Source organism: Psychrobacter sp. M4, assembly GCF_055699795.1.
The window spans coordinates 2,443,029-2,465,878 of the sequence record NZ_CM146740.1; the positions used below are offsets into that span (position 1 = coordinate 2,443,029).

At 39.1% G+C, this 22,850-nt stretch carries 15 protein-coding genes; 14 read left to right on the forward strand and 1 reads right to left on the reverse strand.

The features are described from left to right. The first annotated feature begins 21 nt into the window (after positions 1 to 21). From ACR63N_RS10110 to ACR63N_RS10120, 3 genes are read left to right on the forward strand one after another with little or no spacing between them, the layout of a single operon-like run. Positions 22 to 1,287, forward strand: a complete 1,266-nt coding sequence (locus ACR63N_RS10110; RefSeq protein WP_472781950.1) for a hypothetical protein — start codon at positions 22 to 24, stop codon at positions 1,285 to 1,287. Continuing rightward, complete coding sequence (locus ACR63N_RS10115) at positions 1,280 to 3,007, forward strand: site-specific integrase (RefSeq protein ID WP_472781951.1); 1,728 nt, start codon at positions 1,280 to 1,282, stop codon at positions 3,005 to 3,007. Before ACR63N_RS10110 ends, ACR63N_RS10115 begins: the two co-directional genes overlap by 8 nt. Beyond that, positions 3,004 to 4,653, forward strand: a complete 1,650-nt coding sequence (locus tag ACR63N_RS10120) for a site-specific integrase (protein WP_472781952.1) — start codon at positions 3,004 to 3,006, stop codon at positions 4,651 to 4,653. The genes ACR63N_RS10115 and ACR63N_RS10120 overlap by 4 nt, the downstream gene beginning before the upstream one ends. Here ACR63N_RS10120 and ACR63N_RS10125 read toward each other — a convergent pair. After that, a complete protein-coding gene (locus tag ACR63N_RS10125) occupies positions 4,582 to 5,283 on the reverse strand; it encodes an IS1 family transposase (RefSeq protein WP_472781953.1) in 702 nt (233 codons plus the stop codon). The genes ACR63N_RS10120 and ACR63N_RS10125 overlap by 72 nt on opposite strands. A gap of 61 nt (positions 5,284 to 5,344) precedes the next feature. Here ACR63N_RS10125 and ACR63N_RS10130 point away from each other — a divergent pair, with 61 nt between their 5' ends. From ACR63N_RS10130 to ACR63N_RS10180, 11 genes are all read left to right on the forward strand, one after another. After that, complete coding sequence (locus ACR63N_RS10130; RefSeq protein WP_472781954.1) at positions 5,345 to 5,845, forward strand: hypothetical protein; 501 nt, start codon at positions 5,345 to 5,347, stop codon at positions 5,843 to 5,845. Next, positions 5,826 to 6,275, forward strand: coding sequence for a hypothetical protein (locus tag ACR63N_RS10135; protein ID WP_472781955.1), 450 nt, complete (start codon positions 5,826 to 5,828; stop codon positions 6,273 to 6,275). The genes ACR63N_RS10130 and ACR63N_RS10135 overlap by 20 nt, the downstream gene beginning before the upstream one ends. 90 nt (positions 6,276 to 6,365) lie before the next feature. Next, positions 6,366 to 7,955, forward strand: coding sequence for a class I SAM-dependent DNA methyltransferase (locus ACR63N_RS10140; RefSeq protein WP_472781956.1), 1,590 nt, complete (start codon positions 6,366 to 6,368; stop codon positions 7,953 to 7,955). Beyond that, the gene (locus ACR63N_RS10145; protein ID WP_472781957.1) at positions 7,945 to 9,291 is read left to right on the forward strand and encodes a restriction endonuclease subunit S; all 1,347 of its coding nucleotides are present in this window, start codon (positions 7,945 to 7,947) and stop codon (positions 9,289 to 9,291) included. The genes ACR63N_RS10140 and ACR63N_RS10145 overlap by 11 nt, the downstream gene beginning before the upstream one ends. A 52-nt stretch (positions 9,292 to 9,343) precedes the next feature. Then, on the forward strand, positions 9,344 to 10,213 hold the full coding sequence (locus ACR63N_RS10150) for a hypothetical protein (RefSeq protein WP_472781958.1): 870 nt from the start codon (positions 9,344 to 9,346) through the stop codon (positions 10,211 to 10,213). 71 nt (positions 10,214 to 10,284) lie between these two features. Continuing rightward, a complete protein-coding gene (locus ACR63N_RS10155) occupies positions 10,285 to 13,467 on the forward strand; it encodes a type I restriction endonuclease subunit R (protein WP_472781959.1) in 3,183 nt (1,060 codons plus the stop codon). Between the two features lie 109 nt (positions 13,468 to 13,576). Further along, positions 13,577 to 16,534 carry an NACHT domain-containing protein gene (locus ACR63N_RS10160; protein ID WP_472781960.1) on the forward strand — a complete coding sequence of 986 codons (2,958 nt, stop codon included), beginning with the start codon at positions 13,577 to 13,579 and terminating at the stop codon, positions 16,532 to 16,534. A gap of 327 nt (positions 16,535 to 16,861) precedes the next feature. Further along, the gene (locus ACR63N_RS10165) at positions 16,862 to 18,484 is read left to right on the forward strand and encodes a class I SAM-dependent DNA methyltransferase (protein ID WP_472782736.1); all 1,623 of its coding nucleotides are present in this window, start codon (positions 16,862 to 16,864) and stop codon (positions 18,482 to 18,484) included. A gap of 55 nt (positions 18,485 to 18,539) precedes the next feature. Then, a complete protein-coding gene (locus ACR63N_RS10170) occupies positions 18,540 to 19,157 on the forward strand; it encodes a hypothetical protein (RefSeq protein ID WP_472781961.1) in 618 nt (205 codons plus the stop codon). Between the two features lie 83 nt (positions 19,158 to 19,240). Further along, positions 19,241 to 21,442 (forward strand): DEAD/DEAH box helicase, encoded by a 2,202-nt coding sequence (locus ACR63N_RS10175; RefSeq protein ID WP_472781962.1) that lies wholly within the window; start codon positions 19,241 to 19,243, stop codon positions 21,440 to 21,442. Further along, a complete protein-coding gene (locus ACR63N_RS10180; protein ID WP_472781963.1) occupies positions 21,396 to 22,787 on the forward strand; it encodes a GIY-YIG nuclease family protein in 1,392 nt (463 codons plus the stop codon). The genes ACR63N_RS10175 and ACR63N_RS10180 overlap by 47 nt, the downstream gene beginning before the upstream one ends. Positions 22,788 to 22,850 lie beyond the last annotated feature (63 nt).

The following is a 22,850-nucleotide window of genomic DNA, read 5'->3' on the forward strand; positions in this document are numbered from 1 at the left end:
TCTGGTATTAAGGAAATAAAAGTGGCTAGCCTAGAATTTATCAATTACCAACCTCGCTCAATTCAAGTCAAGAATAATTCTATATCCTGGAATGAACTCAAGATTAAAAGTATCGATAGACTGCCTCAAATAGTTTGGGAAGATAACTCAACTTGGGCAGAAGCGAACTTATGGGCTTTAGAACAGGCAACTTCTTCTAAGCGTAATATCAAGACTGTCATATCTAATATGTCTCACCTACTGGCTTATGCAAAATGGCTAGAGGCTGAGTCAATTGATTGGTGGCATTTTCCTGAGAGAGAGAATGAGCGATGCCTAATTCGATTTAGAGGCGCACTGATACAAGCTAGAAACTTAGGTGAGCTAGCCCCTAGTACTACATCTCAAAGAATGTCCTCAGTCATCCGATATTATAAATGGGTCAAAGAGAAGGGTCTTATTTCACCAGATTGGCCGATGTGGCAAGATAGATTTGTAGGAATCAAGATTACGAACGGATTTGGACTGGAACACACTTTACGTGTATCAAGTACAGATCTAGCTATTCCGAACCGCAAAGTAGCAGGGTCTATTAATCTTGAAGATGGGCTATTACCTGTATCAGCTTTAGGCATGAAAGAGATTCTGACCTTAGCTGATGAACGTGCTTCTGAGGAATTTGCCTTGATGTTAAGAATAGGTTTTTTCACAGGTTTGCGACTTGGCTCAATTACTGACTTAAAAGTGTCTACCCTTCAAAATGCCACTCTTATCCCAAATGTTGGGTTAAAGACGCTATCTGTAGGACCTGGTGCTAGACCACCAGTAGCAACAAAATTTGATGTAACAGGTTCAGTTCCAATACCAAAAGAGTTGGTTGATACTCTGTTAGATTACGCTATGAGTACGAGGCGTTTAAAGCGTCAAGCTCTAGCGTCTTATAAAGATCAGGATGTTCTTTTCTTAACTAGATATGGCAATACATATAGCGGTGATAATAGTCGGGCAGTAAATGTTGAGATGTCTCGTTTTCGCAGTATAGGAAAGGATTGTGGTGTAAAGGTATTAAGAGGTTTTCATTTTCATAGAACTCGTGCCACGTATGCTACCGAGCTGATGAAATTAGCTCTAAAATTCATGCCCGTTAGTGAGTCTATTCAGTTCGTCAGAGAGGCCTGTCTCCATAAGGATGAAATCACGACTATGAAGTATATTAAGTTCATTGAAAACAACAAAGCAATGAAAGAAGTATCTGATGCATTTACCCAAGCTTTTATGGGATTAATAGAGAGCCATAAAAATGTCTGAATTAGATCTTACCGTGAAAGGTTTGGCTTTAGGTACCCATGAAACACCTTGGAATTTGCAAGTCTTGTTATATAAGGGAGCTACAAGTGTTAGACGCGATGTAGCAATCCAAGCTATCAGTGATGGTAAATTTAGAGATATAGTTCAAGACAGGCTGCCTTTCATTATAAGGTTGCATGAGGTTTTAAAATCTTATGTTAGTAAAGGAAGTTCTCAACAAACTCTGCGTACATATTTAGAACGTATATGGTCATTCTATAGTTGGATAGATATTACTGATATGCCTTCTACAGAGAAGGCTATCATACCTACCTTTAAAGCTTGGACTGAGCATTTACTAAATAGAGTTAAGGTTAATAAAGATATCGCTCAAATGACGGCATATAAACGAGCCTCAACAATAGCAAATTTAATCGCTAAAGCTTTAGACCTACCAGGTGCTAAGCCTGGGCACAGTCTTATGCTTACAACGAGGCTCAAAAGACCAAAAAAACCCACTAAGGTTTTGAGCACAAAAGCTGATAAACAGAATTTAGCAGACACTTTTGAGTTTGGACATACATTAACTGCTATTTGTAATCATTTAGACATTAAAACTGTGCGCGGCAGTTTACCTATAGAAATCTTACTCAATGAAAATAAATCCTTAACGGTCGCTGGCAACTTAATTGATCCTTACTTAGATGTTACAACAATAGAAAATAGCGGTTCAAAGAAAAGAGCTATTATTGCGCGACAACCATTAGCGGAGAACATCAGCCTTTTAGAAACTCATAAAAGATCATCAATCTTAAACCTCCGAATTGAATCAGAGTTACTGATACTCATAGCGCAAACTGGAATGAACCTATCTCAAGCAGTAGCTTTAAGTAAAAGCACTTACAGATGGCAGTCTGATGGAGAGGACTATGAAGTTTTCCGAGTCTATAAGGGTCGCAGAGAAGGTGAAGCCATTTTTCGCTGTTATAAAGCGTACCGTGACCACCTACAGAAATACTTAGATTGGCTGGATGAGACAGAGTTAAGTCAAAACGATGAAAGGCTATTCCCAATGATAAGCAGAGGCATGATTCGCACCAAAACATCTAAGGTAAGCATCAGCACTCTCAAGAACTTACTCAAAAATCATAACCTTCTATTTATTAACCCTACTCAATTACGCAATACACGTATTAACTGGTTATTAAGGCAAACGAATGACTTAAATCTCACAGCAGAGCAAATGGGTCATACAACAGAAGTGTTGCTTAAAGACTATATGCGTCCTCATCATCAAAGAGCATCAAGTGAGATTATAGAGTTTCATAACTTGATAGACCCCGCTCAATTAGCACCTGGTCCAGGACTGTGCGTAGATTCACATCAACCTAAGCAAGTAGTTAATTTCCCAGAAAATGCACCTAAGCCTGACTGTATAAGTCCTGAAGGCTGCCTGTTTTGTGAGAAACATAGAGATGTGATGAGTTCAGAATATTGTTGGAAGCTAGCATCACACTTACAACTCAAAAGACTTGAAACTAATCTCTATAAACCATCTGAACATAATCACATCCATCCAGGTAACCTTGTAATGGATAGAATTACATCAAAGCTCAAAGCCATTTCTGATGGTGGTGAGATCCGAAATACATGGGTGGAAGATGCTCAAAACTCAATTCGCTCAGGTAATTACCATCCTGCTTGGGATGGCTATATAAGACTGTTGGAGGTTATGGTATGAATATATCAAACCTTCCAGGGTTGCAAATTGCTTCTTCATTTATTGAAGCAGATTCACCTAACTTCCGTCCTAATTGCTGGCCTCCTTCCTCTAATTTTCCTGTTGTTGTTGACACAGATGGTAGTGTCATTTCACGGTATGGTGATGCTCGATGGGATTTTTCAGTTTGGCAGGGTAGCAATTTAAAGATTTACTTTGGTGATGGACAGGGGCAAGGTCATAAACTTAGTCAAGATAATGCCAATTTATTACGACAAATTGTCGCTTGGTGGCTTTGGGGTTATGCAGCAGTAACTAACCCAAGATCTCTAGTTTCTAAGTTTGCAACAATAAAGCCCATATTTGTAATTTGCTCACAACATAACATCAGTGCCTCTCAGCTGTCTGACTTTCCAGACATAATTAAAGAAATAGCCTCTAATCCTACGATTAAAGAAAAACATTTAATTACTTACCTGAATGACCTTATGTTCATATCAAAAGAAATTGGATTTAATATTCTCGATGAAAAGGGTATGAGTATTTTTGTCAGTGCAGTAGTTAAACGCGATAAAATTCAAACAGCATATATTCCTACTAGATTATGGCATTATCAGGTAAAGAGATTAAAAGAGTGCTTAGATGATTTCATAGCGCATAAAGACAAGATAGAAGAATGTTATAAATTTTGCTTGGAAGCTTACGCTAATAACGCTGGTGGCAAGCTTTCACATGCATTCAATGGGCTATTAGAGAAATCACCTTTCAATTCTGCTAGGTATATTGGTAAAAGACCGTCAGGTCAGATTTTCTATGGAAGCTTTGCTAATACAGCTAAGACTTTTGAAATAGATACTCTACTAAAAAAATGGGGTAATGCTGACGAGGTATTTGGCATTGGAACGCTTTCAAGTTATATGAGCTTGATTAGCTTTGTAGGGTTAGCTTATACACTGAACTTCTCCTTAATGCGTGTCGAAGAATGTAATAGGCTGAGAGCTGACTGTTTTGAAGTCGAAGTAGACCCACTGGGGACTGAGATTTATTTAATAAGAGGAGCTACCACTAAGACTCTCGAAGATAGCCATGCTCGTTGGATAGTTTCTCCAAGTGTGAAAATAGCGATTGATGCTATGGTTAGTATTGCATCTTTGAGAATGCTAGCTGCTCAAGAAAACCCCTATGCGAATTTACCTAAAGAGTTTATTGATAACCCTGTTTTACAGTGTACGTCACACGAACCGTGGATATCGAAAAATGCATCGCAAAGTAAAAATCTATTCAAAACCCCACGTAGATATATTGAATCTCTTAAGCTATGGCCTAAGCTGTTCGATGAAAATGAACTGAGGATAACCGAAAAAGATCTAGAAATGGCTAATAGACTTACAAGTGGCTTAGATCCAGAAAAATATTCGGTTGGTAAAGTCTGGCCTTTAGCATGGCATCAGTTAAGGCGTACAGGAGCCGTCAATATGCTTGCAAGTGGGCTTGTTTCAGAGTTCTCAGTACAGTACCAGCTAAAGCATGCTAGTCGAGCTATGAGCCAGTATTACGGTCAAAATTATGGTGGTGTTTTAAAAAGTATGCTGGCATCAGACATAGCCATAATTGACATAAAAGAACACCAAATCAAACACCTTAAAGTGGTTATCAAACTTTTTTGAGAAGCAACAGGTCTTTCGAACCGCTCGTCGCAATCGGTGTCTCAAACGGCAATTATTACCTTCTATACCTACGGTATGCTGTTTGCCAATTTGTTTCTTGTCAGGCTTGAATGCGGTTATAAAGCTATCCCAGTTATCCATGCTAATAGAACCGTAGCTTACTTTGAGTTGCTTTAAACGTGCTCTTAACTTCTTAGCTGTTTTCAGGTCACGTTTGCCCCAGACATAAGCGACAATCTCATTAGTATCACGGTCATAAGCATAAATAAGCCAAACTTTACGCTTCTTGCGATACACGTAAGTCCAAAACTCATCAACCTCTAAGCGTTCATAGTAGCGCTTTTTAGGTGTAATCTTATAGACCGATGAGCCTATGGTGCTAAGGACTTTACCAATGCTAATAGAGGCTATAACGGCTATGTCTCTGACGCCGCAACCATGAACCGTCATTAGCCGTATCTTGTCTTCTATTTGCGAATGGCAGCCTTGGTAGGTTAAAGCATGGTCGCCAATGAATTGACGTTTGCAGTCCTTACATTGGTAGTTCTGCTTACCATAGCTTTTTATGCCATTCTTCTTTAAACTAGGACTGTGACAGTCGGGGCATATGATATCTATTTGTGTCTTCATAACCTCAAATATATCATCTTGCTTCGGCTGTCACCCCTCCTTTATTTCTTCAGCATACTTTTTGATACACCACCAAAATTATTATAAGTTAAAAGAACCATTAAATGATGAAGCTCGTAGTTTTTATTTACGTGAAATGTACGAATCTATAGTCAGAGATCTTAAAGAGCTACAAGCTGACCATTACATCTCTCCACATACTGAGAAACGAAAAGAACAGCTCTTGTCTGAGATATCAGAAAAAGATCATAAGCAGCTTTTAGCTGCTGCCAAAACTGGCAAGGTAAGCTACCGTGAGACGTTCCTTGGTGGTTGTGCCAATTTAGGACCACCCTGTCCTTTAGGCGGAATAAGCAATATTAGCTCTTGTATGGGTTTTGGTAATGAAAAGCCATGTAAATCTGCATTGATAGATAAAGAAAAGTTACCCATGATCAATCAGCTAAAAGATGTGCTGAGTAGCCAAATAAATATTGTTGAAATTGGAACACCATTACACGAGTCTCTACAAGCCCAACTAGAATCAGCGGAGCGAGCTATTCATGTCATTCATAGAAGCTAAACCGAAAGCCAAAGAAAAAGTAGTCAGTAAGGCGGAAATAAGGTTCTTAGAAGCATTTGAACGCTTAAAATCTAATAAGCCAGAAATCTTACCTAAAGGAACTCTTGTAAGCCAGAACAACGTTGCTAAAGAAGCAGGTGTGAATCCATCGGCCTTAAGGAGTTCTCGATATCCTGAGCTATCTCAGCAAATTCAAAAATGGATAGAAGACCACAAGGAAGATCCTGTCCAGAAGTCCTCAAGACAAATGATGCTTGCTCAGAGATCAAAGAATAGAGCGTTAAGGGAGCAAGTCACTTCGTTACAAGAACAAAGAGATAAAGCCCTATCAATGTTAGTAGAGACTCAGCGTGAAATTGTTGATTTAACGTTGGAAAATGAACGATTGAAAGCCCGCTTACCAGCAATTGATGTCTCAAGGCTACAATAGCTGCATTACTTATATATGTATCTCCTTACAGCAAACTACCCTATCCTACTATACACAATGAAAAACACTAACAGTCGAGAATAAAGAAACATGGCTAAAACACCTGCAAATAAGAATGAAAATATAAAAGATGGTCGATTTGAAGAAGCCCTTTGGGATGCTGCCAACAAGTTACGCGGTAGCGTCGAATCATCAGAATATAAGCACATCGTCCTTAGCCTGATTTTCTTAAAATTTATCAGCGATACTTTTGAACAGCAAAGACAGAAGCTTATCGATACGGGCTATGAAAAGCATATCGATATGGTGCAAGCCTATACCAAAGATAACGTCTTCTATTTGCCAGAAGAGAGTCGTTGGAGCTTCATTCAGCAGAATGCCAAGCAAGAAGACATCGCGCTTAAAATCGATACGGCACTTAGTACGATTGAGAAGACCAACCAATCATTGAAGGGCGCATTGCCTGATAACTACTTCTCGCGTCTAGGCTTAACGGCTAGTAAGCTTGCTGCCTTGATTGATGTGATCAATAACATCGACACTATTGGTAATCCAGAAGAAGACACCGTCGGGCGCGTGTACGAATATTTCTTGGGTAAGTTTGCCGCGACTGAAGGCAAAGGCGGCGGTGAGTTCTATACGCCCAAGTCGGTGGTCAATCTGATTGCAGAGATGCTAGAGCCGTATCAAGGCAAAATCTATGATCCGTGCTGTGGCTCAGGCGGTATGTTCGTCCAGTCTATTAAGTTCATCGAAAGTCACCACGGCAATACCAAGGACGTGTCTATCTATGGGCAAGAGTACACCAGCACGACCTACAAACTGGCTAAGATGAACCTTGCCATTCGCGGTATCTCTAGCAACTTGGGTGATGTGGCTGCCGATACCTTCTTTAAAGATCAGCACGAAGATCTCAAAGCTGACTTTATCATGGCAAACCCACCCTTCAACCAGAAGGATTGGCGGGCGTCTGATGAGCTAGTGGATGATCCACGTTGGGCAGGGTATCCGACACCGCCTACAGGCAATGCCAACTATGCATGGATATTGCACATGATATCTAAATTGTCTGAGCATGGGACTGCGGGTTTCGTACTGGCAAATGGCTCGATGTCCACTACGACAAGTGGTGAGGGTGAGATACGTCAGCAGATTATCGAAAATGATTTGGTGGATTGTATGATTGCGCTACCGGGTCAGCTGTTTTATACCACGCAGATTCCTGTGTGCTTATGGTTCATCAGTAAGGACAAAGCCGCCACCTCCGCTGATAGTAAAGCAAAAGGGCTGCGTAATCGTAGCGGCGAAACTTTATTCATTGATGCGCGTGCTATCGGTAGTATGGTTGATCGTACGCATAAAGAATTTACTACTGATGATATCGAGGCGATTGCTAAGACTTATCATGCATGGCGCGGTGAGGCGGAAGCAGGCGGTTATGAAGCTTATGCAGACGAAGCAGGTTACTGTAAGTCAGCCACACTTGATGACATTAAAGCCAATGATTATGTACTCACTCCTGGGCGTTATGTTGGTGCTGCTGCTATCGAAGATGACGGCATCCCGTTTGAGACTAAGATGCTAGAGTTAAGCCATACGCTATATGCGCAAATGCAAGAGTCACAAAAGCTAGACGCGACTATTCGTCAGAACTTGGAGGTGCTGGGTTATGGTGAATGATTGGGCTGATTTTAAACTATCAGAAGTTATAAATCTAATTGGTGGTGGCACGCCGAAAAGAAGTATTGCAGAGTACTGGGGAGGCGATATTCCTTGGTTATCAGTGAAGGATTTTAATAATGAGTATAGGCATGTAGAGAAGTCTGACGAAACTATTACGAAACTAGGTTTGGAAAAAAGTAGTACTAAGTTACTCGAACGAGGGCAGATTATTATATCGGCTCGTGGAACGGTTGGTGAGCTTGCTCAAGTTTCAAAAACGATGGCATTTAATCAATCATGCTATGGGATTGATGCAAAAACTGAGTACACATTAAATGACTTTTTATATTACTTATTAAAGCATTCCATTTCTAATATCCAACGTATTACTCATGGTGCTGTGTTTGACACAATCACTAGAGATACCTTTAATTTTATAGAGGTGTCTCTTCCGCCACTCACAGAACAAAAAGCCATTGCCCATATTCTTGGTTCTTTGGATGACAAAATCGAGCTAAATCGCCACATGAACGAAACGCTAGAGGCGATGGCGCAGGCGTTGTTTAAGAGTTGGTTTGTGGATTTTGATCCGGTGATTGATAATGCGTTCGCGGCTGGTAATGCTATACCTGATGATTTCGCTGAACGTGCTGAGCAGCGTAAAACGATTGAAAGAAAAGACAACGCAGATATTCAAAAATTATTCCCTGATGAGTTTGAGTTTACGGAAGAGATGGGTTGGATTCCGAGGGGTTGGGCAGTTGGGAAATATTCAGATTTGGCAGAACTAAACCCACTGTCTTGGAGTAAAAAAAGTATGCCTGAAGAGATTTCATACGTGGATTTAGGTAATACAAATAATGGAAAAATAGATCTGGTTGTTTCTTATTCATCCTCTGAAGCACCTAGCAGAGCTAAACGAGTATTATCAACCGATGATACCATCATAGGAACGGTTCGACCTGGTAATAGATCATTCGCCTTTATTCATAATGAAGGTTTAACAGGTAGTACAGGTTTTGCAGTGATGAAACCCATAGAGTCTATAAATCGAACTTATATTTATCTTGGACTAACTCAAAGTATAGTGATTGATTATTTTGCACATATTGCAGATGGTGGTGCTTATCCAGCTATTAATCCTAGCGTAGTTGCAGATTTAGAGTGCATTATACCGCCATCAGAAGTTCTAGAAAAATTTGATGATTTAGCATATTGTTTTCTGAAAAAAATTGGTGAGAACAGTAACCATAATGAGACGCTCGCCAAAATCCGTGACACCCTTTTACCCAAGTTAATGTCGGGCGAGCTACGCATACCAGACGCTAACGCACTTGTAGATGAAGCTGTATAGCTTTTGACAGTAAACGTTTATCCCAAAAATGTAGTCATTAATGGAGTTCAAGATGAAGAAGCTTTTACTTAGTTTGGCGCTCAGCTTGGGCACTTTATCCGCGATTCCTGCAATGGCTGCCGCTCCTGCTTTCTCTGCCAGTCAAATAGCTCAGGTCAAAATTACAGACCTAAGCTTTAAAGAAGTCATGCGCGAGTTTTATAGCGGTCAGATGAGACCTACGTCCGTCAGTGATGAATACATTGATTCGATGCCAAACATCGGTTTGGGTCAGGTTGATACGAATGGAGTAAGACTAGTCGCTTTAATGCACCCTATAGAGTTTTATGACAACGCAAAAGGTGAACCACGTTATTTAGTGACTATTGAAAAGGTAATCGTCAATGATGAATCATCAGAATACTGCTTTCCTTGTGGCTCCACAGCTGACTTATTTAGTTTTAAAAAGCTTAGCAATGGACAGTTTCAATTAGTAAGCAGAACATCAGAGAGCGTAGTTTTCTATGAACACTGGGGATTGATGAATCTTCGAAACAATGACATTAAAGATACTTTACAGCCTTTAGGTAAAAATCTGGTAGGTAGTATATTTATAAGTGACTACATGCTTCAAGGTCAAACAACAGGTGGGTGGGCGGTACTGCAATTACCTGAAAATGATTTCATCAATACTTATATGTTAGGTGATGCGGGTGCAGATAATAGTGGCTATCAAGAAGAAGACTCGCCTTTATATTACGACTATGAAGGGGTTGTTAAAGTAATACCTGAAAACGCTGCTTACTATCCCATTATGTTGACTTATAAGGGTGTGCCTCCTGATGATCCTGAACTTCCTGACTTTATCAATAAAAGCTTCGTTATGAAGTTCAATCCAGTAAAAAAAGTTTATGAAACGACATCCAGCTTTGCAGCTTTGTAGGGTTCACATTGCCTTCAGAGATTACTAATGTTATTGAAACATGCTCTATTTACCTAAAAAAGGACTTATAGTTGAAATTCACCGAAGACAGACTTGAACAAGCCATTATCGAGTTACTAGCAGCTGAAGGCTATCCACATACGATTGGTGAAGCACTCGACCGCAATCCTGACGATGTGCTGATTAAGTCTGATCTTCGACACTTTCTAGCCACCCGTTATAAAGCTGACTTGATCACAGAGTACGAGATTGAGTCCATCATTCATAAGCTTGAATACCTTCCTGCCTCCGACCTTTACGATACCAATAAAGCCATCATGAAGCTTGTTGCTGATGGCTTCACCCTCAAGCGTGAAGACTATACCCAAAAAGATTTATACATCCAGCTGATTGATTATGAAGCACTCGATAACAATCGCTTTCGCATCGTCAATCAGATGGAGATACAAGGCTTTGAGCTGCGTATACCTGATGGCATTCTCTATATCAATGGCTTACCACTGGTGGTGTTTGAATTTAAGAGCAGCATCCGTGAAGATGCCACCATGTTTGATGCCTACACCCAGCTGACCACCCGTTATAAGCGCGATATCCCAGAGCTGTTTAAATACAACGCCCTATGCGTGATTAGCGATGGGGTCAACTCAAAGATGGGCTCATTCTTTGCGCCTTATGAATTCTACTACTCTTGGCGCAAAGTCACAGGCGATGAGAAGTTAGAGAAAGACGGCATTCATTCCTTATTGACCATGATGAGCGGTTTATTTGATAAAACGCGTTTGCTCGATGTTATCCGTAATTTTATTTACGTACCTGACAAATCAAGCTTTGATGCAAAAATCGTTTGTCGCTATCCGCAGTATTATGCCGCCACCAAGCTATACGACAATATCAAGCAGCACATGAAGCAGCTCGACAGTCATGGCAATTTAATTAACAATAATGGCTTACGTGACGGCAAGGGTGGTACGTACTTTGGCGCGACTGGCTGTGGTAAAAGCTTTACCATGCTGTTTCTAGCCCGTCTGCTAATGAAAGACGCGGCGCTTGGTAGTCCAACCATTATCTTAATCACTGACCGCACCGATTTGGATGATCAGTTATCCAAAACCTTTACCAATGCCAAGACCTATATCGGCGATGACAATATCATCAGTGTCGAGAGTCGTGCTGAGCTACGAGAAGAGCTCAAAGGACGTAAGAGTGGCGGTGTGTTCCTAACCACCATTCACAAGTTTACCGAAGACTTAGCCTTACTGACAGAGCGTACCAACGTCATCTGTATCTCTGATGAAGCGCACCGTAGCCAAATCAATCTCCAGCAAAAAATCACCGTTACTGAAGATGGTGTTAAAAAGACCTACGGCTTCGCTAAGTACCTACATGACTCATTACCCAATGCCACTTACGTTGGCTTCACAGGCACGCCGATTGATGCCACCCTTGATGTCTTCGGTCCCGTCGTTGACAGCTACACCATGGTTGAGTCGGTATTTGATGAGATCACCGTGCGTATTGTCTATGAGGGTCGCGCCGCCAAAGTGCTACTCGATAGCAAGCAGCTTGATGAAGTAGAGAAGTACTATACGGAGAGCGCCGACGCTGGCACCAATGAATATCAGATTGAGAAAAGCAAAAAAGCCATGGCGAGCATGTCCACCATTCTTGGTGACCCTGACCGCATTAGAGCCATCGCAGAAGATTTCGTTAAGCATTATGAATCACGCGTCGCTGAGGGCACCACACAAAAAGGCAAGGCGATGTTTGTCTGTAGCAGCCGTGAAGCTGCCTATCAGCTGTACAAAGACATCATAGAGCTGCGTCCTGAGTGGGATGAGGTACGAGCGTGCGAAGAAGGTTCAACCTTATCTGAAAGCGATAAGAAAAAAGTTAAACCGATGGAGCGCGTCAAGATGATCATGACTCGTAACAAGGATGACGCAAAAGGCATGTGGGATAATCTTGGTAATAAAGACTATCGTAAAGAGCTCGACCGTCAGTTTAAAAATGGCAAATCTAACTTTAAAATCGCCATCGTTGTCGATATGTGGCTCACAGGCTTTGACGTACCTTTTCTCGATACCATCTACATTGATAAACCTTTGCAAAAGCATAGCCTGATTCAAACCATCTCACGGGTCAACCGTAAGTTTGAAGGTAAAGAAAGCGGCTTAGTGGTTGATTATATCGGCATCAAAAAACAGATGAACTTGGCGCTCTCACATTACACTGGCGGTCAGATTCAAAACCTAGAAGACATCCAAAAGTCAGTGGTGGTGGTGAAAGACCATTTGAATCTATTGGATACGGTTTACCATAAGTTTGACTCTAGCCTGTACTTTAATGGCACACCACTGCAGCAACTTAATTGCTTAAATGCGGCTGCTGACTTTGCGCTGCAATCCAAGAAGTTAGAAAAGCGTTTTATGGATTTGGCCAAGCGTTTGAAGTCTGCCTATGATATTTGCGTCGGTAGCAGTGAGCTCACAAAAGCGCACAAGGACAAGATCCATTACTACCTAGCCATTCGTACTATCATCTTTAAAATAACCACTGGTGGCGCACCTGACGTCGAACAGATGAACCAAAAGGTACGTGACCTGGTAAAAGACGCGCTGCTGAGTGATGGCGTTGAAGAAATCTTTAAGCTTGGTGATAACACCGACGGTGAGATTGATATCTTCGATGAAGACTACCTAGCCAAGCTTGAGGTGATTAAACAGCCCAATACCAAGTTAGAGCTACTACAACAGCTACTCGCTAAAGCCATTGGTGAGCTGAAAAAGACCAATAAGGTTAAGGGCGTCGATTTCAGTAAGAAGATGAATGCCTTGGTTGAGAAGTATAACGACCGTGACGAGCAGGACTTACTACGTGCTGAAGTCATTGGCGATTTCTCTGATGAAATCATAAAGCTCTATCACGAGCTGCGCGAAGAGATGGCATCGTTTGGTGAGATGGGTATCGACTTTGAAGAAAAGGCGTTTTACGACATCCTGCTGTCACTGGCGCATAAATACGACTTTACCTATCCCGAAGACAAGCTGATTGAGCTGTCAAAAGAGGTGAAAAAGCTCATAGATGATAAGGCGAGATACACCGACTGGAATAAGCGCGATGATATTAAAGCAGAACTACAGTTTGATTTGATGATATTGCTTGATGAATGGGGCTATCCACCTGTGGACTCAAAAGAGGTCTATAAAGAGATATTTGAACAAGCTCAGAATTTTAAGAAAAATAAAGTAGTCTAGATAAAAAATTAAAATGATATAGTTTGCATTTTAAACTAAAAGAAAATATCGTTAAATCAGTGCATTTAAATATTTTTTGAAATCGTAATCTAAACATAGGATTTTTTTCATGAAGATAGCAGAAATATGCAATCAAGAAGAATGCGGTCATATAGAATTCAAAAGTGAATGGTATTGGAGTTTAGAAAGGAATGATGGAGAAAGGTTTGATATAACAAGAAACTGGGGAGAATTCATCAAAGACTTTCTTGCACTAGTAAATTCAAATTTGGATTCGTTTGGGAAAAAAAGACATCTAATTATAGGATACGACGAGAATGATAAGAAGTTTAATGATTTTGATCTAGATGAATCTAGTTTTAAAAAATTAGAGAGGGGTATAAATTCTAAGTTATCCAAATTTATATCAGATTTTGAGAATATTGATTTTAAGTTTTATCTACGACTGGCTAATGGGGCTAATATAATACATTTTGAGATTAATCAGCCATTTAAGTTACATTTCTTGAAAAACGACATACAGACTCAAAGTACTGATTACAAGGCAAACACAGTTCTTTGTAGAGGAAATAATGGAAACTTATCAAATAAAAATGATAATGTAGATGTTATGAGTTTGCTACAAATAAAAAAAATAGAAAAAAAGATGGAAGAGGCATTTTCTACCCAATTTTTACCTTTACAACCCAACCAGAATAAAACTATAAAAAATACAGTAATATCATATTTAGAAAAAAACGATACTTTTAGGATTTCAGACAATTTTCCTATAGAAGGAAAAGACTCGAAAAAATATTATGAATTATATGAATTAATAAATAAGATAAATGGAGAAAAAACTTATTTCTCATATATTGGTAGCACCAATTTAAAAAACTCTATTGAAGAGCTATTTAAAGAATTTCAAACGATTAATCAAAACCAGGGAAGTTTAGTATTATTAATTGATAAGCCTAATGGTACTTCTCCAAAAACACGTATGGATTACGTACGAAATCGTATTAAATCAATATATAGTCGCGAAGTTAATATAGACTTCATAGATGATTTTGGTAGAGAGCATCTATATAAAAAATATCTTGAACCATTTGCTTTTACTGAAGACTTCCCAAACACTAAAAATTTTATTGAAAATTATTCTGCAAGTATAGATGATGAAAATAATGATATTTTAGCTTCCCATGTACTAAAAAAATGGTTTGAAATGGAGAATAATCCAGTAGTTGTACTAACAGGAGCAGGTGGAGTAGGAAAAACAACAATTGCTAGAAACTTCCTTAATAAAACATTAAAAGAATTTAAGTATATAAATGAGCATTATGTGCTGTTCCTCGACTCATCGTTTTTACTAGATCAATTAAAATCGGATAGAGTATCTACAATTTATGATTTATACAAAGCTGATTCCTCAGACTCAAACTACTTTACTGAAGAACTATTCAAGCTCTCTATAGATAATGGTAGCTTTATAATAGTATTAGATGGACTAGATGAAATAATTTCTGGGATAAGTATAAAGTTCCAGCTACAATATTTCTTAAAAAATATATTTGACGATTATTGTTTTAATCTAGCTAGAACTAAAATAATAATTACTTGTAGAGACTCTATTTGGGAGGAAGCCTCTTATCTTATTCCATCGGAGTTTGATATAGAGAAAATTGTTATAAAACCATTTAATCAATCTCAAGCGGAGAAGTTTTTTGAAAGTTGTTTTAAGAATGAAAATAAGCTTCAAAAAAAATCCATGAGTATAGTTGAAAATTTATTATTGCGGTCAAATGAGAGCTACTATAGCCCGTTTATGTTAGATACGATTAGCGAGCTAGTTAAGTCAGATATAAACAAAGATTCTATATCAAATATTTTCGATATAGAAGATCAGGAATCTTCTGAATTATGTTTTATAAGAAGTAGTATGCTAGATTATTTAGTGCATGCCGTATGTAAACGTGAAGTCAAAAAACTCAATATAAGTCTTATTAATCAAGTTAACATTCTATGTAAGATAAGTGAAAAAAAGCAAGTAATTAGTAAGTCTGAATTTATATTAATAGTTAATAATATTATTGAAAATCCTGACAATAAAACTGTATCTTTATTACTTGCTCATCCATTTATTAATTTTAATAGTAAAGATAGCATAGGAATAAGATATGACTTCTTAAGAGATTTTTTTCTGAAAATATCAATCTCACAACGATTTTACAGTGGAGATATTTTAGAAGAAAGTATTTTATTACTACTTCTTTCAAAGGTTAGTTATTTAAACTACTTTTCCTTAGACATAGGATCGAGACTATCTGACCTAGATATATCTGATATACATTTTTTCGTTTTACAGAATATTGAAGATATTGTTCAATCTAAAAACAGCAACTACGAAATATATATTTCAAGCTTATTTATTTTATATTTAGGAATACTAAAATCAAAGCAAAAACTCGAAAATACACAACATTTAAACGATGCTCTTCTTGAAATATTCTCTAATTCTGATAAAAATAAATTAGAGAATATATCACTTTGCAATATAAAAAATATGCAGGCCTCACCTAAGCCACTATTTGACTTCTCAAATCTTACTATAGATAATTGCTATATAGACAATTACCCAGGATTTGTTAGCTGTAATTTTAATGAGCATACACTTTTTAATACAGGCACTATAAATATTGACCACTCAGATCATGCTGGCTCTCAAATTAAACCATACCATTTTTCCAATCAAATTATAAAGTTAGGCAAGACCTCAGATGTCTTAGATTTGATTGAGAGCTCTTTAGAAAATAGTAGTATAAAAAAAGAAGAAAGGCTAGCCAAGTTTATAAGGTTATTCATAAAGAATGGGCGATTTATGCCTAAGAAAACCGTTGAAGTAAAATCAAAACGTGGTGGAAATGAGGTGAAAAACATGCTTTCTAACAACATTATATTGATCAATACAGCTTCTAAATTGAACCAAGAAGAGTATATCGTAAATCCTGACTACAAAGACATGTTTCATAAATTTTGTGATAATGGAGTCACTACCCCTCAACTCAAAACCATAATTGACTCACTATAAGAAAATCTAAGTAATTTTGATACAAGAAAACTTGGGGTTAATAGTACCTCAAACGAAGTGATTCTATATCAAAACTATAGAAGATTGATTATATAGATATAGTTTGTCCTAGACGCTCAAACCACATCATAGAACCCCTTTATTGTAGAGTGGTGACAAAAAATGCTATATGTCACCACTTTATTGTCTTACGTAGTGACACACACTTATTCTGTTAGACCTATATGATTAATAGGCTAAACTGATGTCACCACTATACTATGTTACGGATATTGCGGTTCGGGCAACTTTTTAATCATCGCTTATAAAGAGTTACGCAAACTAGAGATTGATGTATTAAAGGCACAACGCGATTTACTAGGCTCTAAAGACAATCTATTAGGTCTAGGCTTTGATAGTGTGGTCAGCTTAGATAATTTGTACGGTATCGAGTATGACGACTTTGCCAGTCAAATAGCGCGTTTGTCACTCTGGCTCGCTGAACATCAAATGAATGTGCTATTCGAGCAAGAGCTAGGCGCATCAACCCCTATGCTACCGCTTAAAGACAGTGGGCATATCATTCATGGTAATAGCTTACGTGTTGACTGGAATGAGGTCTGTCTAAATAATGGTACTGATGAGATTTATATTATTGGTAATCCACCCTTTAAAGGAAATGTAAAAAGACCTGAAAGTATGAATCAAGATATGGCTATTGTCTTTAAAGGTTTTAAGAAGTATAAAACCTTAGATTATGTCACCTCTTGGTTTTGGCGTGGTGCTGACTATATTAAAAACAGTTCCGCTAAACTTGCATTCGTTGCTACAAATTCAGTAGTTCAAGGTGAACAGGTAGCAATGCTCTTTCCATATATATTCGATTTAGGTATTACAATTAAATTTGCTTACCAAACATTCATTTGGAAAAATAATGCGAAAGATAATGCAAATGTTCATGTAGTTATCATAGGGCTCTCAACAAACAATAATGAAAGCAAAGATATCTACATAAACATTAAGCGCAATACTAGTAAAAAAACAGTTAAAAACATCACTCCTTATTTATTTGAGGGAGGTAATATAGCGATTTCTAGACGTAGTAAGCCACTATGCTCTGTTCCTCCAATCTCTAAAGGCAATATGCCTTATGACGATGGAAATTTATTATTAAATAGTGAAGAAAAAAATGAGTTGATTCTCAAAAATCCTGAAGCAAGTCAATGGTTAAGAAAAGTCGTTGGCTCTGATGAATATCTAAATGGCAAAGATAGATGGTGTTTATGGTTAAAGGATATAGAACAAAATGAAATAAACTCTATTCCTTTGATTAAAGAAAGAGTAGAAAAAGTACGGGAATACCGTTTAGATTGTGATGATGAAAGCGCAAATAAGCTAGCAGAAAGGCCTCACCTATTTAGAGAAACAAAAAACCCAAATCAAGCTATTTTAATACCTAGTGTAAGTTCAGAGCGTAGAAGATACGTACCTATAGGCTTTATAGATGAGCAAAAAATAGCTACAAATTTAGTTCAGATTATAACTAATAGTTCTTTATATGATTTTGGGATATTAACTTCGATTATTCATAATGACTGGATGCGCTTAGTTGCTGGTCGTCTAAAAAGCGATTACAGATACTCTGGAACTATCGTCTACAACACCTTCCCATTTCCTGATGTAACTGACGAACAGAAAAAGAATATTGAAAATCTTGCGGAAGAAATCTTACTCGCTCGCGCTAGTAATGCTGGCATGACTCTCGCAGAGCTATACGATCCAGAGAAGATGCCTGACGACTTAAAGCAAGCCCATAGCAGGCTTGATGATGCGGTGGACAAGCTGTATCGTCCGCAAGGATTTGCCAATACCGAAGAGCGTTTGGCGCATTTACTGGCACGTTATGAGCAGCTTATCGAAGCGGAAAAGCAGAGCAAAGGTAAAAAGACTTCCCAAAAGAAGAGTAAGTAGCATCATTTAGTACTTATGTAAAAAACATCAAACACCTTATAAAGAGCGTTCTATTATGATTTCTAAAATCTTACCAAGCGTAGCCTTTACTGCCCTACTCGTACTTTCTATAGGTCAAGCATCAGCCGCGCCACAAAGCGATCTAATATCGTTAAAAGGCAAAAATGGTCAAGACCTTCCTATGGGTGACATGTTCATAATGTTTGCTTGGATGGAGGATGGCTGTATCGGAGACGGACCCATTTATAGTTCTATCAATGAAAATCATAATAAGTTCATTAGCAGAACAATGAAAATGAAGACGCTTGCAGAACCGAATGAAAATGATGAGATTTACGAGTTTTCTATAGCTCCACGGTCTCAATGGGCCCCTGGTTATAGCCCACTGATGAAGGATGTGAGCATTCAGACCAGTAATGAATATACTGAATATCATATTAAGTTTGCAAATGGGGTCAAATACCGCGAACAGCCTCTAGCAGAGTATCATTATAAATTTAGACCTGAGTCAGAAGGTGGTGAATACGTTCTGAAGTTTGCTAAGAACGCAGATATGCAAAGTGTTTGGAAACACTTCAAGACACGTCGGACATCAGACTATATGAGTGACGGTTTGTATGATTCAAAAGCTGAGTTTGATCGTAATAATAATACGCTGACTTGCTATTACTAATTTTGCACTATTGTTATGATAAATGAGCTGTGTTTTTACTACGCTAAAGATTTACGATCATCTCCACCTATAATGAATCTACTATGACTGCAACTGTTAATATCCTAAATCAGACTTACGCCCGCACTGGTCAAAGCAAAAAGAACAACAAGCTAGGCATGCGTGAAATGCAGGCACGTGCGTTCGAGAAGCGTAATAGCCAGTACTTACTCATTAAGTCACCTCCCGCCTCTGGTAAGTCACGTGCCATGATGTTTTTGGCTTTAGACAAGCTTATCAACCAAGGTGTCAAAAAAGTCATCATTGCCGTCCCAGAGATGAGTATTGGTAAATCTTTTAAGTCAACAGCGCTGAGTGATTATGGTTTCTTTGCGGATTGGGAAGTAGCAGACCGCTATAACTTATGCTTAAGCCTCGCGCAAAGTGATATTCGTAAGACTGCCATCTTCTCAGAGTTTGTCACTTCAAGCGTCAATGATAACTCTCTTCCCCAAGTCCTAGTCTGCACCCATCATAGCTTTCGATATGGCTTTGACAAAGTAATTGAGGATGGCGGTAGCATCGAGTTATTTAACGATGTACTTATCGGTATTGATGAATTCCATCACGTCTCTGCAGATGATTCTAACCGCTTGGGTGCCATACTAGATGGCATTATGACGCAGACCAGCGCGCATATCGTGGCAATGACGGGTTCTTATTTCCGTGGCGACTCAGTACCCATATTGTCAGATAACGATGAAGAGAAGTTTGATAAGGTGACTTACACCTATTACGAACAGCTGAATGGTTATGAGCACCTAAAGTCATTAGGACTTGGCTATCACTTTTATAAAAAATCATTCTTTGACGCCTTAGATGAGTGCTTAGATACCAGCAAAAAGACCATCATTCACATCCCTAACGTTAATAGCTTAACCGCTGAGACTGACAAATATGAGACCGTTGGTCGTATCATCGATATTATCGGTGAAATTGAATCTCGTGATGAAAATACTGGTGTCATCACCATACGGTCACATGATGGCAGGCGTTTACTACTCGCTGACTTAGTGACTGATGATGCCATACGAGTAAATACGCAAGCTTACTTAGCGGATATTGCCTCTCGCGATGATATGGATATCATCGTAGCCCTTGGAATGGCCAAAGAAGGGTTCGACTGGGAGTATTGTGAGCACGTATTAACCATTGGCTATCGAGGCTCGCTGACCGAGGTGGTGCAGATTATTGGCCGCTCAACACGCGATAGCGCGGGCAAACACCATGCCCAATTTACCAACCTAATCGCTGAGCCAGAAGCGGATAAGTCTGAGGTGACAAGCTCCGTTAATGACTTATTAAAAGCCATTACGCTATCACTACTGATGGAGCAAGTACTCAAACCTAATATCAACTTTAAACGTCGTAGTGAGCTGGATATATTAGGTAAGGCAGACTTGCCGGCAGGTACTATTATTATTGATGACACCGTCAATCCTCCCTCTGATCGAGTGATGAATATACTTAACCAAGACCGTGAAGAGATATTGGCCCAGCTAGCCCAAAACACAGATCATATTAAAAAGTATATCGCTGCCGAAACCAATAACGTTGAGACAGAAGCAGTATCGGATACCGTTATTCCAAGTATTATTCGTAGTAAATACCCAACGCTAGATGCCAATGAAGTACGGCAAGTACAAGAAGGCGTCATGCAGTATATGGCTATCAACCGTCAAGGTGGCGTGGTTGCAGGTAAAGATATCCCTGATGATGCCATCATCGAAAATGAACGCTGTTTCATTAAGCAAGGTCATGAGTATATAGATATCGCTACTCTCAATGCTGAACGAAAAAGTCAGCTCAATGAAAACGATATTGTCAAAGAGCGCCACCTGCCAGCTGACGCAAAAATATATAACCCTAAAACCAAATCAAGCAGCAGCAATGACTCAAATCCTAGCAACGGCTTTGTGAAGGTTGGCAGTAAGTTTGTCAATGTGAACAACCTTCCCATCGATCTTGTCAAATCAGTCAACCCCTTTCATGATGCGTATGAAGTCCTCTCCAGAATAGTCGATAAAGAAGTCTTGCAAACCATCAATGACGTCGTGCATGCCAGCCGTTCGACCGTAACCGAGGCCGAAGCGGTACTAATGTGGCCAAAGATAGTGGCTTTTATCAAGAATAAAGGTCGTCAGCCTAATAGAAACTCAGAAGATGCTATCGAGCGGCGCATGATTGAAGTTATCTCCTATGTCAGAAACCAAAAAGCTAAGCGAGAAGCCAATAGTCATGATTAAACTCGATGAGATCTATCAAAGTCGTGAGTACAAAACACTAGACGATATTTTTTTAAATGACAGTACTGGTTTATTAGACGATATAAAGCCTGCTACCAAAAGCCCGACGAATAACAGCGTTTTAGCGCAGCAGTTTGACAGTATCAACCTTTTTATCGATCAACATGGGCGCGTGCCTAGTAGCAGTGCTAGCGATATTAATGAAAAGATAAATGCTCGCCTCTTAGCTACCATACAAACCAACCACGCAAACTCGCAAGAACTGCTAGCTTTAGATAAGCATGGTTTACTAACTGCTCAAGGTACGGCGTCTACCCTATCTGACGACAAGCCGACACTCTCAGTAAAAAGCCTGAATAATAAGGGTGATGGGTCTAAAAAGGCAATCAGCGCTAGCACTAAGGAAGCTGAGCCGGTCATCGATACTGTTAGCGAGCCACCTGTTATTAACACTCTAGATGATATTTTCAACAGTGATGACCTAGGGATTTTTGACAACATCCATTCTGAAATCTTAGTCAGTGATAGTCAGCTCAATTCTCGCAATACTTATGACCAGTACGATGATGAAGAAATAGCAACTCGCTTTGAATGTAAGGACTTTTATAAGTTTGAGGCAACCTTTGAGCGTATATCCAAAGCCATTCAAACGGGGGCTTTTACTAAAACCAACTTTTCATCGGTGAAAGATATCAACATTGGCAGCGTCTTCGTTTTAAACGGGATTTTGTGTTATGTAGCGGATATATACCAAGCAGAGGATCGAAAGAATGAGCGTAACCAGCAGCGACTTCGTCTGGTGTTTGCTAATGGTACTGAGTCTAATATGCTCATCCGCTCATTGGCTACCGCTCAGTATAAATATGAAAACAGCTATCAGCTATTAATTACCGATCCTGACTGGATGAATGATGAATTGGCCAAAAACTTCGGAGATGATCGACAGCTTACTGGTGTCATTTATGTCGCCAAGCTAACTGATACGCCAAGCAATTTAGCACACTATAAGCACCTGCATAAAGTTGGTTTTTCAACCCTTACAGGAGAGGCGCGCACTAAGCACTCAATTAGGGATACTGCATTCCTACAACAGCCTGTAAATATTATTGCTGAATGGCAGGTTTATGACGCCAATGCCCGAAGCGTGGAAGGTGTGTTGCACGCCTTCTTTTATGATCAAAGAGTCAAGGTATCTTCAAAAGCAGCAAACGATAACCTCTACAAGGCGACAGAGTGGTTTAATGTTCCCCTTGATGAGATTGAAAAAGCAATTAACCTGGTTATCGCCGGGGACATTAAAAACTATCGAATGGATGGTGCGGCTGGCAAGGTGGTTTTGAAGTAATGAGCGTTTTTAGAATTAACTTACATCCATAATTCAAAATTGTTAGATGTGATTTCCTATAAC